The organism is Flavobacterium psychraquaticum (assembly GCF_034497725.1).
Lineage (GTDB): Bacteria > Bacteroidota > Bacteroidia > Flavobacteriales > Flavobacteriaceae > Flavobacterium > Flavobacterium psychraquaticum.
This window is the reverse complement of sequence record NZ_JAXKVR010000030.1, coordinates 159,196-176,631: the sequence shown is the minus strand read 5'-3', so window position 1 is coordinate 176,631 and position 17,436 is coordinate 159,196. Positions and strand designations below refer to the sequence as shown.

The 17,436-nt window shown below is 33.4% G+C and carries 10 protein-coding genes; 6 read left to right on the top strand and 4 right to left on the bottom strand.

All coding sequences use genetic code 11. The annotated features are described in order from the left end of the window. The first annotated feature begins 13 nt into the window (after positions 1-13). Together T1L09_RS10535 and T1L09_RS10530 are read left to right on the top strand one after the other, a co-directional pair. Entirely contained in the window at positions 14-934 is a 921-nt protein-coding gene (locus T1L09_RS10535; RefSeq protein ID WP_322550922.1) for a PorP/SprF family type IX secretion system membrane protein, read from the top strand. Between the two features lie 18 nt (positions 935-952). Beyond that, positions 953-2,818, top strand: coding sequence for an OmpA family protein (locus T1L09_RS10530; RefSeq protein WP_322550921.1), 1,866 nt, complete (start codon positions 953-955; stop codon positions 2,816-2,818). A 57-nt stretch (positions 2,819-2,875) separates the two neighbouring features. Here the strand turns inward: T1L09_RS10530 and T1L09_RS10525 are convergent, their stop codons facing one another. Next, a complete protein-coding gene (locus T1L09_RS10525; protein ID WP_322550920.1) occupies positions 2,876-3,820 on the bottom strand; it encodes a DUF3078 domain-containing protein in 945 nt (314 codons plus the stop codon). After that, positions 3,813-5,591, bottom strand: coding sequence for a 1-deoxy-D-xylulose-5-phosphate synthase (locus T1L09_RS10520; protein WP_322550919.1), 1,779 nt, complete (start codon positions 5,589-5,591; stop codon positions 3,813-3,815). The genes T1L09_RS10525 and T1L09_RS10520 overlap by 8 nt, the downstream gene beginning before the upstream one ends. A gap of 39 nt (positions 5,592-5,630) precedes the next feature. Between T1L09_RS10520 and T1L09_RS10515 the strand changes: the two genes are divergently transcribed. From T1L09_RS10515 to pbpC, 3 genes are all read left to right on the top strand, one after another. Further along, positions 5,631-6,071, top strand: coding sequence for a nucleoside deaminase (locus T1L09_RS10515; protein ID WP_322550918.1), 441 nt, complete (start codon positions 5,631-5,633; stop codon positions 6,069-6,071). Positions 6,072-6,137: 66 nt separating this feature from the next. Further along, on the top strand, positions 6,138-11,630 hold the full coding sequence (locus T1L09_RS10510) for an alpha-2-macroglobulin family protein (RefSeq protein ID WP_322550917.1): 5,493 nt from the start codon (positions 6,138-6,140) through the stop codon (positions 11,628-11,630). Then, on the top strand, positions 11,606-13,996 hold the full coding sequence (gene pbpC / locus T1L09_RS10505; RefSeq protein WP_422718518.1) for a penicillin-binding protein 1C: 2,391 nt from the start codon (positions 11,606-11,608) through the stop codon (positions 13,994-13,996). The genes T1L09_RS10510 and pbpC overlap by 25 nt, the downstream gene beginning before the upstream one ends. A gap of 57 nt (positions 13,997-14,053) precedes the next feature. Here pbpC and T1L09_RS10500 read toward each other — a convergent pair whose 3' ends face one another. Next, positions 14,054-15,604, bottom strand: a complete 1,551-nt coding sequence (locus T1L09_RS10500; protein WP_322550916.1) for a ribonuclease E/G — start codon at positions 15,602-15,604, stop codon at positions 14,054-14,056. Positions 15,605-15,933: 329 nt separating this feature from the next. Beyond that, a complete protein-coding gene (locus T1L09_RS10495; RefSeq protein ID WP_322550915.1) occupies positions 15,934-16,227 on the bottom strand; it encodes an HU family DNA-binding protein in 294 nt (97 codons plus the stop codon). Positions 16,228-16,357: 130 nt separating this feature from the next. Here T1L09_RS10495 and mutY point away from each other — a divergent pair, with 130 nt between their 5' ends. Beyond that, on the top strand, positions 16,358-17,407 hold the full coding sequence (mutY, locus tag T1L09_RS10490; protein WP_322550914.1) for an A/G-specific adenine glycosylase: 1,050 nt from the start codon (positions 16,358-16,360) through the stop codon (positions 17,405-17,407). The last annotated feature ends 29 nt before the right edge of the window (positions 17,408-17,436 follow it).

Genomic DNA, 17,436 nt, shown 5'->3' with positions numbered 1-17,436 from the left:
AAACAAAAACATAATGAAGAAACTATATTTAGTAGCTTTAGTTGTAATTGCCTCGTTTGGGGATTTACACGCACAACAAGATCCACATTATACACAATATATGTATAATATGAATGTTATTAATCCAGCCTATGCAGGTAGTAAAGAAAATCTGTCAATAGGAATGTTGTACAGAAAGCAATGGGTAGATATTGAAGATGCACCTACAACTTTTACACTTTCAGGTCATTCTCCTGTTGGAAAAAATGTAGGTTTAGGTTTGTCTGTAATTTCGGATAAAATTGGACCGGTAGAAGAAAATAATATTTATGGAGATTTCTCTTACACGCTTAACTTGGGTGGTGAGCATAAATTAGCTTTTGGTATTAAAGCAGGAATAACGCTGCAACAAGTTGGTTTATTTAGTGATATTTATACCACTTTACCACAGCCAAATGATCCTGCGTTCTCAGAAGACACCAACAACAGTTATTTTAATTTAGGATCGGGATTGTTTTATTATACAGATAAGTATTATGTAGCTTTTTCGGTTCCAAATATGATGAAGTCGAAACATTTAGATTTTGATGGTCGCGAATTTGGTTCAGAAGTATCACATTATTTCTTGACAGGAGGATATGTGTTTGATTTGTCTCAAAATGTAAAATTCAAACCATTCTTTATGATGAAATCTGCTTTTAATGCGCCCACATCTCTAGATGTTTCTACGAATTTCTTATTTAATGAAAAATTTGAAGCAGGTTTAACTTACCGATTAGACGATAGTTTTGGTGCCATGGTAAACTATGCAATTACACCAAGTCTACGAATTGGATACGCTTATGATCATATCGTTTCAGATTTAAATGTGACTTCGCCTTCTTCGCATGAGTTTATCTTGTTGTTTGATTTGAACTTCCCGAAAAAAGTATCAAGTTCTCCAAGATTTTTTTAACCTAATAGCGATAACGACATGAAAAAAATATATTTAACGTTGAGTTTTGTAATCGTAAGTGGTTTACTTAGTGCACAAAACAAAGAAACAAAAGTAGCAGATAAACTATTCAACAGGTATGAATACGTTGATGCGGCTAAAGAATATCTAAAAATAACAGAAAAAGGTAAAGCTGATAACTATGTTCATAAGCAATTAGCAGACAGTTATTTTAATGTGTTCAATAGTAAAGAAGCTGTTAAGTGGTTTGCGAAAGCAACGGAGGAAAAACAGGACGCTGAAACATATTATAAATATGCTCAGATGTTGAAAGCAGAGGGTAATTACACGGAATCTGATAAACAAATGAAAAAATTTGCTGACTTGGCGCCAAACGACCAAAGAGCAAAAACGTTTAATGCAAATCCAGATTATCTACCTGCTTTAACAAGCCAAGTAAAATTATTTAATATTATCAAATCAGATATCAGCAGTGATAAAACTGATTTCGGTGCCGTTTTAACCAATGACAATAATGTTTATTTTACAAGTGCCAGAAACACTTCGAGAAGAAATAGTAATTTTATAGATGAGCCTTATTTGGATATTTATAAAGCAACTTACAATTCCAACGGAACAATTAGTGAAGCTACGGCTGTTGCTAATTTGAACACAAAATGGAATGACGGACCTTCAACCGTAACTTCTGACGGTAACACTATTTATTATGGAAGTGAAAGTTTCAATGAAAAGGAATACGTAAAAGACAAAGCAAAGAACGCTAAATTCGGTAAAATTTATCTTTACAAAGCATCTAAAAATGGCGATTCTTGGTCAGATAGCAAACCTTTACCCTTTAACAACGCCGCTTATGACGTAAGGAATCCAAGTATTAGTAAAGATGGGAAAACGCTATATTTTTCCTCTAATATGCCAGGAGGCTTAGGTGGTGAGGATATTTGGAAAGTATCCGTTAATGGTGATGAATATGGTACTCCTGAAAATTTAGGAGCTACGATCAATACGGCCGCTAACGAAAGTTTTCCATTCATTGCTGATGATAACACATTGTATTTTTCATCTAATGGAAAACAAGGCTTTGGTGGTTATGATGTTTTCAGTATCAATCTTGAAAATGGTGAAAAAGCAACAAATCTTGGTGCTCCAGTAAACACTGCAAAGGATGATTTTTCATTCACATTTAATCAAGTTAAAAAAGTTGGTTTCTTTTCTAGTAATAGAGATGGTATTGATAATATTTACGTGGCTAATCCAGTTTGTGCTGTGCAGGCCATTGCTTTAGTGAAAGATTCAAAAACAGGAAAAGTCATTGATGCCGCTAAAGTAGTTTTAGTAGATGCTAGTGAAAAAGTAATTGGCGGTCAATTTACTGATGCTAGTGGAAAATTATCTTTTGGGGTTGAATGTGATATGGGTTATCGTTTTCAAGTTTCAAGACAAGGTTATGAAAGTGGCGTATTCGCAGTAGCTAAAACAGCTGGCGGTGAGGTTGTAGTAGAAGCTTTGTTGAATCCAATTCTTCCTATAATAACGGAAAAAGAAGTAATTCTACAACCAATTTTCTTTGAATTCAATAAAAGTAATATTACGCAGGAAGGTGCTGAGGAGTTAGACAAATTAGTTGTTGTAATGAACGACAATCCAACTATGGTAATTTTCGCTAAATCTCATACAGATTCTAGAGGTAGTGACAAATACAACATGAATTTATCAGATAGACGTGCTAAATCGACTGTTCAATACTTAATTTCTAAAGGAATTGTTTCGGATAGAATTACGGGTCAAGGATTTGGAGAAAGCGAACTAAAAATTGAATGTGATAATTGTACTGAAGAAGAGCATGCTCAAAATAGAAGAAGTGAATTTTTAATAGTTAAGAAATAAGCTACTTAAAATAGATTTAAAAAAAGGCTCTGAATAAATTTTCAGAGCCTTTTTTTATTAAAATTGATATTGAATTCCTACACCTAGCATTTGTTTAATCTGAACTTTAGGTCCTTTTGTTATCTGTACTCCTGCTACTTCTTCTTTAAACTTGATGTCATCATCATAAATTAAATGCATACCAATATTAGCTTTTACATACTCATTAACAATCATTGCAAATTGCAATTGCCAGTCAATATCAATATTACCAAAATTATTAGCATAATCCGAATATAAACTTATTCGATGTTCCAAATCAATATTTTTATATAGTTCTTTTTTCCATTGATTCGTTAGTAAGATACCGATTTCATTGCGAATATTTTTCCCCTCTCTAAGTAGGTCACCATTTATATCATAAACTGCTTTTTCAACTCCAAAAGCTCCTTGATTGGCTAAACGTTGATCAAAAACGAAAGTAGTTTTTTGAGTCAGTGGTGATAAATAAAGGTTGAAATCTAAATCTTTTCTAGAATACTCAGCACCAATACCAAGAAAAACATAAGCAGGCGCAAACGGTTTTGAAATCGCCAAATCCGTATTAGGATAAGCATATCCATTAGCAAATTGTGTGTTGAAATTAAATTTTCCGGCGTAATACCAGTTAGAAATGGTATCAGTTCGATATCCAAAGGTTGAATTCACCTGAAACTGATCATCTGTTTTCTTCACTACCTGAGATTCTTGCTTATTGATACCGTAACGAGTAATTAATTCGTTTTTCCAGTTTAAATTTCCATTTGAGTAGGTTCTAATAAATTGTGTTTTTACGAGCCCAGAAACAGAGTTATTACCTCCAGCATTCCAATTAACAAATGTAATTTGAGAAATATCTAATCCTACTTTATTCTCTTTTGTCCAATTTGAAATAGTATCAGGGAGTTGTGTTCTAATGATTTGAGAATAATTGGTTTGAAAGACTAGAAATAAAATTCCAAGTAGGGATACCTTTTTAATCATGCTGTGTTTTATTAAATAATTGAATTAAACTTTCTACGTCAATTTTGCAAATTTGTTGCTGCTCAAAAACTGTACCTTGTTCTATAAAATAATCAGGTATTCCTAAATTAATTGACGTTTTGTTCAAGTTGTTATTAGTGATAATTGTGTTTATTTGTTCGCCAAAACCACCTTTTATAGCACCGTCCTCAATGGTGATTACTTGATGATGTGCATTTAATAGCTCCACTATCTTGCTGTCATTTAGTGGTTTGATGAATGGAAAGTGAAAGTGTGAAAATAAATTGGAATTAACGATTTCAGCCAAAGCTTTAGTTACATTAGTTCCAATTGTTCCTGTCGAAAAAATCACAATTTTACTTCCTATTTGAAGTTTTTTTATTTGTCCGATCTCTATTTTCTCGAAAGGTTTTTGCCACTCAACAATTTCACCTCTTCCTCTCGGATAACGAATGGCAATCGGATGATTTAGTCCTTTTGAAGCGGTATACATCATATTTCGTAATTCCAATGCATCTTTTGGTGCAGCGATAATTAAATTAGGAATGCAATTTAAAAACGAAATATCAAAAACACCGTGATGCGTTGCGCCATCTTCGCCTACTAAACCAGCTCGGTCAATACAAAAAATCACTGGTAAATTTTGTAAAGCAACATCATGAATCACTTGGTCGTAGGCTCTTTGTATGAATGTGGAATAAATATTACAAAATACAACCATACCTTGAGTTGCCATTCCAGCGGCTAAAGTAACGGCGTGTTGTTCAGCAATTCCAACATCAAATGCTCTTTTTGGAAAAGCTTCCATCATATATTTCATAGAACTTCCAGAAGGCATTGCCGGCGTAATTCCAATAATTTTTTCATTCTGATTAGCCAATTCTACTAAAGTATGGCCAAAAACATCTTGAAATTTTGGAGGCAAATGCGATTCATCTTTCAAATGAATTTCGCCTGTTTTAGCATCAAATTTTCCAGGTGCGTGATATTTTACTTGATCGTTTTCGGCTAATTGCAAGCCTTTTCCTTTGGTTGTGATTACGTGTAAAAACTTCGGACCTTTTATTTTTTTTAATCGTTCTAATTCTGAAAGTAATTTTGGTAAATCGTGCCCATCAATTGGACCTGAGTAATCAAAATTTAAGGATTTAATCATATTGTTTTGCTTCGGATTTTTTCCTTCTTTAACCGCGGTTAAATAGTTTTTCAAAGCACCAATGCTTGGATCAATTCCGATAGCGTTATCATTTAAAATCACCAATAAATTCGCATCAGTAACCCCAGCGTGATTCAATCCTTCAAAAGCCATTCCGCTCGCAATGGACGCATCGCCAATTACTGCAATATGTTGTTTGTCAAAATCACCTTTTAATTGAGAAGCCAAAGCCATTCCTAATGCAGCCGAAATCGAAGTGGATGAATGTCCAACGCCAAAAGTATCATAAACGCTTTCACTTCGCTTTGGAAATCCCGAAATTCCATTTAATTCTCTATTCGTGTGAAAAAATTCACGTCTCTCGGTAAGAATTTTATGTCCATAAGCTTGATGCCCCACATCCCAAACCAATAAATCTTCAGGTGTATTGAAAACATAATGAAGTGAAATTGTTAATTCAATAACACCTAAACTTGCACCCAAATGTCCTTCTTTCTTGGAGATTATATCAATAATAAACTCCCGCAATTCTTTAGCTAATTGGGGTAATTGATCTACAGTAAGTTGTCGTAAATCGGTCGGTTTGTTAATTTTTGAAAGCAAATTTTCCTTCATTGTACAAAAGTAAGAATTGGTTATCGTATTTTTGTGTTTATGGAGAATATTTTTACCGATGTTTATTTTATGAAGAAAGCACTTCAAGAAGCTGAAATGGCTTTTGAGAAGGGTGAAATTCCTGTTGGAGCTATAATTGTTGTGGCAAACAAAGTAATTGCTCGAACTCATAACCTAACAGAGTTGCTTAATGACGTTACAGCTCACGCCGAAATGCAAGCCATAACGAGTGCAGCAAATTATTTAGGTGGAAAATATTTAAAAGACTGCACTTTATACGTCACATTAGAACCTTGTCAAATGTGTGCCGGTGCTTTATATTGGAGTCAAATTACTAAAATAGTTTATGGTGCGACTGATGAAAACAGAGGTTATCTGAAGATGGGGACACAACTACATCCAAAAACAGTTGTGGTTTCTGGTGTGCTAGAAAATGAATGTGCAGAGTTAATGCGAAAATTTTTTAAAGCAAGAAGATGATGTTTTGTAAGATTTGGTTTAAAATTATTTTATATCTTTAAAAAAAAATTACACAAATCAGATAGAATGAAACTAAAGAACTATTTACAGCTACTATTGTTGCTAATTGTTGGATTCTCTTGTGGGAAAAAAACAGAAAACTTCAATTCAGATTTTAACTTGTACAAAGACTATATTCACAATTTTAGTTCAGGATTAGTTTCTACTAAAACTGATATTAGAGTGGTTTTGGCTTTTGATAATAAAGAATGGAAAGTAAATCAAGAACTTGATAGTGATTTATTCTCAATTAGCCCCAGCGTTAGCGGTAAAGTTGTTGCACTTTCTGCAAATACGGTTGCTTTTATTCCATCAGAAAAATTAAAACAAGATACTGAATATCAAATAACTTTTCATTTAGATGAAGTAAAAGATGTGCCTAAAACATTAAAAAAATTCAACTTTACGATAAAAACAATAAAGCAAGATTTTTTAATTAAAACACAAGATTTACAATCCTATAGTAAAGAATATCAATACTTAAATGCTTCAATTTCTTTTAGTGACGATATCGATTTAGAATCTGTGATTAAACTAATTAAAGTTGAGCAAAAAGGGAAAGAGGTAAAAATTAAATTCAATAAGGAACTAAGTACTAGTAAAGAATATAAATTTATAATAGATAGTATTCAACGCAAAGCTGAAGATAGTGAAATTACTATTTCATGGAGTGGTGCTTCCTTGGATATTGACCAAGAGGGAACGCTTGCTTTTGAAATTCCGGGAAAAAATAATTTCAAGGTAATTTCTGCCAAACTTCAAGAAGATAATGCACAGGTTTTATTGTTGAATTTTTCAGATCCAATCAAAAAAGGACAAGATTTGGATGGTTTAGTTCAAATTGAAACCGCTACTAATTTAAAATTTGCAACAGCAGGGAATCTTTTGAAAGTATATTTCAATGAATCTTTAACGGGAGATTTGTTAGTAGAAGTTTTTCAAGGAATTCAAAATGAAGAAGGCAATAAAATGAAATATGATTTTTCTGAAAGAATTATCTTCGATCAAGTGCTGCCAGAAGTTAGGTTTGTTAAAAGTGGAACCATATTGCCAAGCTCTAATAATTTAAAAATTAATTTTGAAGCGGTTGGATTAAGTGCTGTTGATGTAAAAATATATCAAATATATAAAAATAACATTCTTCAGTTTTTACAATACAATGAATTAAACGGGAATCAAAATCTTAGAAATGTTGCCCTTCCAATTGCAAAACAAACGATAACATTAAAGACAAATAATTTAATTGATTATGGTTCGTGGAATACTTATGCTATAGATTTATCTAAAATAATTGCAGTAGATCCGGGTTCAATTTATAGAGTAGAATTAACTTATAAAAAGAAATATTCGCTTTATAAATGTGCTACAAAAACGGCTGACGCAGAAGAGGAAGAAGATGTCGATAAAGATGAAGTTCGTAGCAATAATTCCTATTATGATGATTATTACTATTACGAAGATTACAATTGGGAAGAACGAGAAAATCCTTGCGATAATTCTTATTACTACAACAAAGCTATTGCAACTAACGTAATAGCAACTGATTTGGGTGTAATTGTAAAAAGAGGAGAAAATGGTTCTTATACTTTTATAGTTAATGATATTGTAACAACTGATCCAATTTCTGGAGCTACAATCGATGTGTATAATTTTCAGCAACAAAAACTAACAACCATTAAGACAGATGGAGAAGGTTTTGCAATCGCTGATCTAGATAAATATGCTTATTTTGCAATAGTTAGTAGAGATCATAATACTACTTACATTAAACTAGATGAGGGCCAATCACTATCGGTGAGTAACTTCGATGTGAGTGGAGAAGCGCTTCAAAAAGGACTGAAAGGCTATATTTATGGTGAAAGAGGTGTTTGGCGTCCGGGCGATACGTTGCATTTGGCTTTTATGTTGAATGACAATGACAGTAAGTTGGAAAAAACACATCCTATTAAATTTAAATTATCGAATCCACAAGGAAAAGTAGCTTATTCGGCTGTTCAGAAATATAATGAAAACAATCATTATAAATTTAAAATCGCTACAAAAGCGACCGATATTACGGGAAATTGGGAAGCAAAAATCTCAATTGGTGGCGTTCATTTTTATAAAAGTATCAAGATTGAAACCATTAAACCAAATCGTTTAAAAATAAAAAACAGTTTTGCAGATGGTGTTTTATCAGGGAACAAACCAAATGTTGGAACAATTGATGTAGCTTGGTTGCACGGAGCCATTGCAAAAAACTTAAAGGTAGAAATGCAAGCGAAGTTTATGCCGCAAGTGACAACTTTTAAAGGTTTTTCAAATTATGATTTTGACGACGAAGTTCGTAAGTTTTCAAGTGAAGAAGTAAATGTTTTCTCTGGAAAAGTAGATGAAAGCGGAAGAAGTAGAGTGGTTATTCAACCTAAAGTTACGAATCAAGCACCAGGGAAATTAAAAGTTGTTTTCCAAACCAAAGCTTATGAAACGGGTGGTGATTTCAGTACGGATGTGGTAACCGCTTCTTATTCACCTTTCAAAACTTATGTGGGAATAAAAAGTCCAGAACCTAATAAATACGGAATGCTGGAAACGGAAAAAATGAATCGTTTTGATATCGTTACCGTTGATGAAAATGGAAGTCCAAAAGCAGTAAGAAATTTAGATGTTCAAGTTTATAAAGTAGACTGGCGTTGGTGGTGGAATAGTTCAGATGACGATTTATCACGATTTAATTCGTCTGAATTTACTACGGCATATAAGAATTTTAATGTCAGCACAAATGCTTCTGGAAAAGCAACTTTTCAATTTGAAGTTTCGGAAAATGATTGGGGAAGATACTTAATTCGCGTTATCGATAATGATGGCGGACACGCAACAAGTAAAACCGAAATTATAGATTGGCCAATATGGTCTGGAAAAACCAAATCTGGAAATGCTTCAACAGCAAATATGTTGGTATTTACTTCCGATAAAACAAAATATGCAGTAGATGAAACGGCAATTATTTCATTTCCTTCAAGTGAAGAAGGGCGTGCTTTAATTTCGATTGAAAACGGATCAAAAGTAATTTCCTCTTTTTGGGCAATGACTAAAAGTGGTGAAACTAAAGTTGAAATTCCAGTTACCGCTGCGATGGCTCCAAATGTGTACATCAATATTTCATTATTGAAACCTCACGCTTCAAGCCTAAATGATACGCCAATTAGGATGTACGGAATTCTACCAATAGAAGTTGTCGATAAAAATACGGTGCTTCAACCTCAAATTGCAATGGCGGGTGTTTTAAAACCAGAAATGAAAACTACAATTAAAGTTAGTGAGAAAGAAGGTAGAGAGATGACTTACACCATTGCAATTGTTGATGATGGCTTGTTAGATTTAACACGATTCAAAACACCAAATGCTTGGGATAAATTCTACGCAAGACAAGCTCTGGGAGTTAAAACTTGGGATATTTATGATGAAGTAATTGGAGCTTATGGTGGAAAAATCAATCAAATCTTCAGTATTGGAGGAGATGAAGATTTAGGTGCCGGAAATGCTAAAAAAGCCAACAGATTTAAACCTGTAGTAATTTATTTAGGACCTTTCAAACTGAAAAAAGGAGAAACAAAAGCACATACGATTAAAATACCAAATTATATTGGTTCAGTGCGAACAATGGTTGTGGCAGGAGATGCTAAAACAAATGCTTACGGAAGTGCAGAAAAAACTACGCCTGTAAGAACGCCATTAATGGTATTGGCTTCGGTTCCGAGAAAAATTTCTCCAAATGAAAAAGTTACGTTGCCAATTACGGTTTTCGCAATGGAAAATCACGTTAAAAATGTTACCATTCAAATAAAAACGAATAATGCAATTCGTGTAATTTCTCCATTGAAGCAAAATCTAACGTTTAGTTCGCCAGATGAAAAAATGGCTTATTTCGATTTAGAAGTTGGGAATGTCCTAGGAATTGGAAAAATCGAAATCATCGCTACTTCAGGAAAAGAAAAAGCGACCTATGAAGTTGAAATCGATGTGACAAATCCAAATCCGGTAACCACTGATTTTGTTGATGTGGTTGTGGAACCAAATTCAAGTCAAACAATCGACGGGAACACATTCGGTGTAAACGGAAGTAATACGGCTAGGGTTGAAGTTTCTTCTTTCCCTACAATTGACTTTAATTCGCGAATTCAATATTTAATTCAATATCCGCACGGTTGTGTAGAGCAAATTACTTCGGGCGTTTTTCCTCAATTATATCTAGCTGATGTGATGGAAATCGACAACACCAGAAAAGATGCGATGCAAAAGAACATAAATGCCGGAATTCAAAAATTAGGCAGTTATCAATTGGCAAATGGCGGTGTTTCTTACTGGCCAGGAAATAGTAATGCAGATGATTGGGGAACTTCTTATGCGGGTCATTTCCTTTTGGAAGCAGAGAAAAAAGGGTATGTTTTACCAATTTCTTTCAAGCAAAAATGGATTTCCTACCAACAAGCTGAAGCAAAAAAATGGCGTTATTACCAACAATATAATAATGATTTCGCACAAGCTTATCGTTTATATACTCTGGCTTTAGCTGGTGTTGCTGATATGGGATCAATGAATCGTTTGAGAGAAACTTCGGGAATTTCAAATGAATCAAAAATAAGATTAGCGGCCACTTATGCAATTACAGGTCAAAAGAAAACGGCTTTAGCTTTGTTAAATGCAACTTCGGTTGAAGATTCTAATTCGAATTATTACTATTATGGTTCTGCAGATAGAAACAGAGCGATGCTTTTAGAGACGTATTTATTGGTTAGTGATAATCAAAAAGCGTTTAACTTGGCTACGAAAATTGCTAGTTCATTGTCTTCTAAAAATTATATGAGTACGCAAACAACTGCTTACTGTTTATATGCAATGTCGAAATTTGCTATCAAAAATGGTGGAAAAGGAATTAATGTTTCTTATGCAAATAACGGAAAGACGGAAGTTATAACTTCAACTAAGTCGATTGCGGATAGAAAATTAGTAGTTAAAAACGGTTTAAATTCACTTACGCTTAAAAATAATAAAGACAATACGGTTTATGTCCGAGTTATTAATACGGGAATTTTGCCTGTGGGCGAAGAAAAAGTGATGCAAAACAATTTAGCTGGAAATATCACTTTTAAAACTAGAAATGGAAATGCAATTTCATTGGATAAAGTAACGCAAGGAACTGAAATAATAGCACAAATTACAATTAGAAATAACTCTAATGATGTACTTGAAAATGTTGCTTTAGCACAAATAATTCCATCTGGATTTGAAATTATGAATTCGCGTTATACCGATTTTGGTGAATTTGCTCAAAACAAAGCAGATTATATCGACATTCGTGATGATAGAAGTTATTTCTATTTTGGACTTCGACCTAATGAATCTAGAACATTTACAGTATTGTTGAATGCAACTTATTTAGGAGATTATTATTTCCCTGGTATTCAATGTGAAGCTATGTATGATGATAATTACATAGTAAGAACCAAAGGACAATGGGTGAAAATAGTAAAAGATTAGATTTCAAATCGAACTGGTTCAAAAAGCCAGTTCGATTTTTTCAAAACAACAAAATTAAAACTACCATCATTCTTATTTTGATGGTAGTTTATTTCTTTTCATTACCTCGTCAATTATTTGAAAACAATTACGCAACGGTTATAGAAAGTAATGAAGGTCAATTATTAGGTGCGAAAATTGCCAAAGATGGCCAATGGCGTTTTCCAGAAAGCGATAGTGTTCCCGTAAAATTTAAAGCTTGTATTCTAGCGTTTGAAGATCAGCATTTTTATAAACATTTTGGATTTAATCCCGTTTCAATGTATAATGCTGTTTTGCAAAATCGGAAAGCAAATAAAGTAGTTCGCGGTGGCAGTACTTTAACGCAGCAAGTAATTAGATTGCATCGAAATGGAAAAAGCAGAAGTTATTTCGAAAAAATAATTGAAATTATATTAGCTACGCGTTTAGAATTCAGACATTCCAAAGAGAAAATTTTACAATTATATGCAGCTCACGCTCCTTTCGGAAGTAATGTTGTGGGTTTAGAAATGGCTTCTTGGCGTTACTTTGGTTTGCAATCTAACCAATTGTCTTGGGCAGAAGCGGCAACTTTAGCGGTTTTACCAAATGCTCCAAGTTTAATTTATCCCGGAAAAAATCAAGAAAGATTATTAAAGAAACGAAACCTTTTACTTAAGAAATTATATGCAAATAAGGTAATTGATAAAGAAACCTATGAATTGTCGTTGCAAGAAAATTTACCTCAAAAGCCTTTTGATGTGCCTCAAATTGCACCACATTTATTAGAAAAAATCGCCAAAACGAATCGAGGTGAAAAGATTAAAACCACAATTGATACGCATATTCAAGAGCAAGCGAATGAAATTGTCCGACAATATTATAATTTATATAAGCAAAACCAAGTTTATAATATTTCCGTTTTAGTCGTTGAGGTTAAAACTAGAAATGTTATCGCTTATGTTGGAAATAGCCCGACAGATAAAAATCATCAAAAAGATGTTGATATTATTACGGCTCCGAGAAGTACGGGAAGTATTTTAAAACCTTTTTTATATGCTTCGATGTTAGATGATGGTGAAATTTTGCCACAAACATTAATTCCAGATATTCCGACACAAATTTCGGGTTATTCACCTCAAAATTATAATCTTACTTATGATGGAGCGGTTCCGGCGAGTAGAGCATTGTCAAGATCTTTGAATATTCCTTCGGTTTTGATGCTTCAAGAATATTCTGTAAACAAGTTTTATGAGCAATTGCAGAAATTAAACTTGAAAAACATCAACAGACAACCTTCGAATTATGGATTGTCGTTAATTTTGGGTGGTGCCGAATCCAATCTGTGGGATTTATGCAACGCTTATGCCTATATGTCGAGCACGCTGAACCATTTCTATAATAACAACAATGAGTATCGAACCAAAGAAATGGGCAAGCTAAACCTCGATTTCAATGTGAAGTCGGATTTCGGAAAAGCAACACGGCAAAAAAATGTATTTGGAGCTGGAGCCATTTGGCAAACATTTAATGCAATGAAAGAAGTGAACCGACCACAAGGCGATGAAGCTTGGCGATTTTATGATTCTTCCTTAGAAATTGCATGGAAAACAGGAACAAGTTTTGGTAGTAGAGATGCTTGGGCAATTGGTGTAACCAAAGAATATGTGGTAGGAATTTGGGTTGGAAATGCAACCGGTGAAGGAAGGCCATTTTTAACTGGAGTTGAAAGTGCCGCACCGATTTTATTCGATATTTTTCATCTATTACCTAAATCAAAGTGGTTTGAAACGCCTTATAATGATTTAGAAGAAGCGAATGTTTGTAGGATTTCAGGATATTTAGCACAGGAAAATTGCCCGACAATAAAACAATGGATTCCGAAAACGGCTAAGAAAACTGCTAATTGTTCGTTCCATAAATTAGTGCATTTGGATAAAAACGAAGAGTTTCGGGTGAATTCAATCTGTGAAAGTGTTGATAATATGGTGGCTAAATCTTGGTTTGTGTTGCCACCAATTATGGAATGGTATTATAAAAATAATAATCCAAATTATTTGACTTTACCACCATTTCGGGATGATTGTGAATCCAATTCATCTGATAAAGTGATGGATTTCATCTATCCCAAAGCAAATACTAAAATCATTTTAACTAAAAATTTTGAAGGAAAACTCCAACCAGCAATCTTTAAAATCGCACACATCAACAGAGAATCTGAACTGTTTTGGTATTTAGATGATGTGTATTTAGGAAGTACAAAAACCTTTCACGAAAAAGCAATTAGTGCAAATTCAGGTTTTCATTTGGTCACGATAGTTGATGAATTAGGAAATGAAATTGTGCGAAAGGTAGAATTTGAGTAATAAAAAAACCGCTATTCAATTAAGAGTAGCGGTTTCTTTTTCAGGATAAATCCAGTATTATTTTACTATAATTTCATTAACTTCTTTGTCGAAGAAATGATATTCTAGATACGTGTAAGCGTCACGAGGTATGATTTTCACCCATTTCTTATGTTCGAAAAACCATTTCGAACGTAATGATGGAAAACCTTTTGTAAGGTATGCTGCCACAAATGGATGTACGTTAAGTACAACTTTCTTGTGGTCTTTTACAATGCGTTCAAGATCAGACGCAATCTTGTCAATAATTAGTATTGGAGCTTCAATTTCCCCATGTTCATTATTTGGGTCTTCTTCTCTTGTTTTAATATTGACTTCTGGTCTAACTCTTTGTCTAGTTATTTGAATTAATCCAAATTTACTAGGAGGCAAGATTTTATGCTTAGCTTTATCGTCACTCATTTCTTCTTTTAGGAAGTCATAAAGAACTTTACGATTTTCTGGGTTTTGCATATCAATAAAATCGACTACAATAATTCCGCCCATGTCTCTTAGTCGCAATTGTCTGGCAATTTCTGCTGCGGCAATCATGTTAACTTCAAGTGCAGTATCTTCTTGATTATTTGCTTTGCTCGAACGATTTCCACTGTTCACGTCTATAACGTGTAAAGCTTCCGTGTGTTCAATAATCAAATAAGCACCTTTGCTCATCGATACTGTTTTTCCAAAAGACGTCTTTATTTGTCGTTCAATGTGATATTTTTCAAAAAGAGGTAAGTCTTTTGATTGATAGTGTTTCACGATAGACACTTTATCCGGAGCTATTTCTTGCAAATACTCCTTCGTTTCTAAATACAAATCTTCATCATCTACGTTTATACAAGTAAATGTATCGTTAAATACATCTCTTAATATTGATGAAGCCTTGTTTAACTCACCTAATACTTTTGATGGATGTTGAGCTGTTTGTAAACGTCTGCTCATCGATGACCATCTTTCTATTAGGGTTTGTAGATCTTTATCAAGTTCGGCTACTTTTTTGCCTTCGGCTACTGTTCGCACAATAACACCGAATCCTTTTGGTCGTATAGATTGAACCAGTCGTTTTAATCGGTCTTTTTCTTCTTTGGATTCTATTTTTTGAGAAACAGAAATTCGGTCCGAAAAAGGAACTAAAACCACATATCTTCCTGCTAAAGAAATCTCAGAACTAATTCTGGGACCTTTTGTAGAAATAGGCTCTTTTACTACTTGAACTAAAATTGACTGATTGGGACTCAGAATATCTGTTATAGCACCATCTTTGTTAATTTCAGGCTCAAAAGGAAAATTTTTGAGTGAATAATCTTTTATTTTACCTGCGCTTACAAGTTTTATGAATTTCATCATTGAAGGAAGGTTTGGACCCAAATCATGATAATGTAAAAAGGCATCTTTTTCGTAGCCTAAGTTTACAAAAGCAGCATTTAGGCCAGCAACTGGTTTGCGAATCTTGGCAATAAAAATATCACCAACTGCAAAATTGCTTTGTTTTTCTTCTTCTTTGTGTAATTCAATTAGTTTTCCATCTTTTAATAAGGCAAAATCTACAGCGTCTGAACCTGATCGAATAATTAATTCTTTGTTCATGCGGTATCTTTTTATCCATACTCTTAAAGTCAGAAGTAAGAAAATTGAAGTTAGAAAATTCTAAATTCTAAATTCCCAATTCTAAATTTCTAATCGTACAAATGGATTAAACATTAATTTTTTACAGGATTTTTTCCCGGTAACCAACAGATGTTGATTAATTTCAATGAACTTTTTCTTAAAAAAGAAAAAAGTAGTATTAAACTACTTTTTCTTTTTATGACGGTTAGCTCTCGCTCTTTTCTTACGCTTGTGAGTCGCTACCTTATGTCTTTTTCTTTTTTTACCACTTGGCATAACGTGTTGGTGTTTAGATTAATAATTTATTTTTATACTGTAACTTCTGTCTTTTCTTTAATGCTTTCTACAAATACTTTCGCAGGTTTAAAAGCTGGAATGTTGTGTGCAGGAATTTTAATTGTAGTGTTTTTTGAAATGTTTCTACCTGTTTTCTCGGCTCTAGTTTTGATGATAAAGCTTCCAAAACCTCTTAAGTAAACATTATCTCCAGTTTCTAAAGAGTTTTTAACTTCCTCCATGAAAGTTTCAACTGTTGCTTGAACATCTCCCTTTTCAAGTCCTAATCTCTCTGAAATTTTCGCTACGATATCTGCTTTCGTCATTTTCTTTCGTATTTATATATTGTGTATTTTTTTGAGTGTGCAAATATAAGAATTAAAAAAATAATAAATCAATCATAATTGATTAAATTTTAAATACTAAAGATTTATTTTTGCTGACCAATATAAAAATATGCACTTTTCTAACTCTTTAGTTCAATGGTATTTACAAAACAAGCGTGACTTACCGTGGCGAGACACCGTAAATCCTTACTTTATTTGGCTTTCGGAAATTATGTTGCAACAAACGCGAGTAGCGCAAGGATTGCCTTATTTTCTATCTTTTACTCAGGCTTTTCCAACGGTTTTTGACCTAGCGAACGCAGAAGAAGAGCAGATTTTGAAATTATGGCAAGGTTTAGGGTATTATTCAAGAGCTAGAAATTTGCACGAAACTGCCAAATATATTGCTAATGAGCTAAACGGTATTTTTCCAAATAATTACAGTGATTTATTAAAATTAAAAGGTGTTGGAGAATATACCGCTGCCGCAATCGCTTCCTTTTCGTATAACGAGCCGGTCGCGGTTTTAGATGGAAATGTATACCGCGTTTTGAGTCGCTATTTTAATCTGGATACTGATATTTCTGATTTCAAATCAAAAAAAATCTTTCAGAGTTTAGTACAAGAAGTTTTGTTAAAAGAGAAGCCGGCACTATTTAATCAAGCGATAATGGAATTTGGTGCTTTGCAATGCGTTCCAAAAAATCCGGATTGCCAAAACTGTATTTTTTCTTCTTCTTGCGGTGCTTTGCAACATAAGAAAGTGGGGCTGCTTCCTGTAAAAAGTAAGAAAACCAAAGTGACTAATAAATATTTTAATTATCTGGTTCTTCAAGATGAAGCGGATCAATATGTAGTACAAAAAAGAGAAGGTAAAGGAATTTGGGAAAATCTATATGAATTCCCACTTTTGGAAACGGCTTTCTTAATGGAATCGAAGGAAGTGGAAAATCAACTTGGAACGATGGATTTCTTCGGGCAAAGATCTAGAGAAATATATGTGTTGAATGAGTCAATAATCAATCATAAATTATCGCATCAGCATTTATTTATTCGATTTTATTTATTGCGGTTTGAAGCTAAATTGCCTGATTCCAAAACGCTTACCGAAATAATGAAGTTGCCTTTTCCGATAGTAATTCATAATTTTTTGCTTTCAGATTATTTTAATTCGCATTAAATTATTACTTTTGAACAACTCAATAAATT

Coding starts and splice junctions, on each gene's coding strand:
- T1L09_RS10535 (WP_322550922.1), top strand. CDS start 14: ATGAAGAAACTATATTTAGTAGCTTTAGTTGTAATTGCCTCGTTTGGG.
- T1L09_RS10530 (WP_322550921.1), top strand. CDS start 953: ATGAAAAAAATATATTTAACGTTGAGTTTTGTAATCGTAAGTGGTTTA.
- T1L09_RS10525 (WP_322550920.1), bottom strand. CDS start 3,820: ATGATTAAAAAGGTATCCCTACTTGGAATTTTATTTCTAGTCTTTCAA.
- T1L09_RS10520 (WP_322550919.1), bottom strand. CDS start 5,591: ATGAAGGAAAATTTGCTTTCAAAAATTAACAAACCGACCGATTTACGA.
- T1L09_RS10515 (WP_322550918.1), top strand. CDS start 5,631: ATGGAGAATATTTTTACCGATGTTTATTTTATGAAGAAAGCACTTCAA.
- T1L09_RS10510 (WP_322550917.1), top strand. CDS start 6,138: ATGAAACTAAAGAACTATTTACAGCTACTATTGTTGCTAATTGTTGGA.
- pbpC (WP_422718518.1), top strand. CDS start 11,606: ATGGGTGAAAATAGTAAAAGATTAGATTTCAAATCGAACTGGTTCAAA.
- T1L09_RS10500 (WP_322550916.1), bottom strand. CDS start 15,604: ATGAACAAAGAATTAATTATTCGATCAGGTTCAGACGCTGTAGATTTT.
- T1L09_RS10495 (WP_322550915.1), bottom strand. CDS start 16,227: ATGACGAAAGCAGATATCGTAGCGAAAATTTCAGAGAGATTAGGACTT.
- mutY (WP_322550914.1), top strand. CDS start 16,358: ATGCACTTTTCTAACTCTTTAGTTCAATGGTATTTACAAAACAAGCGT.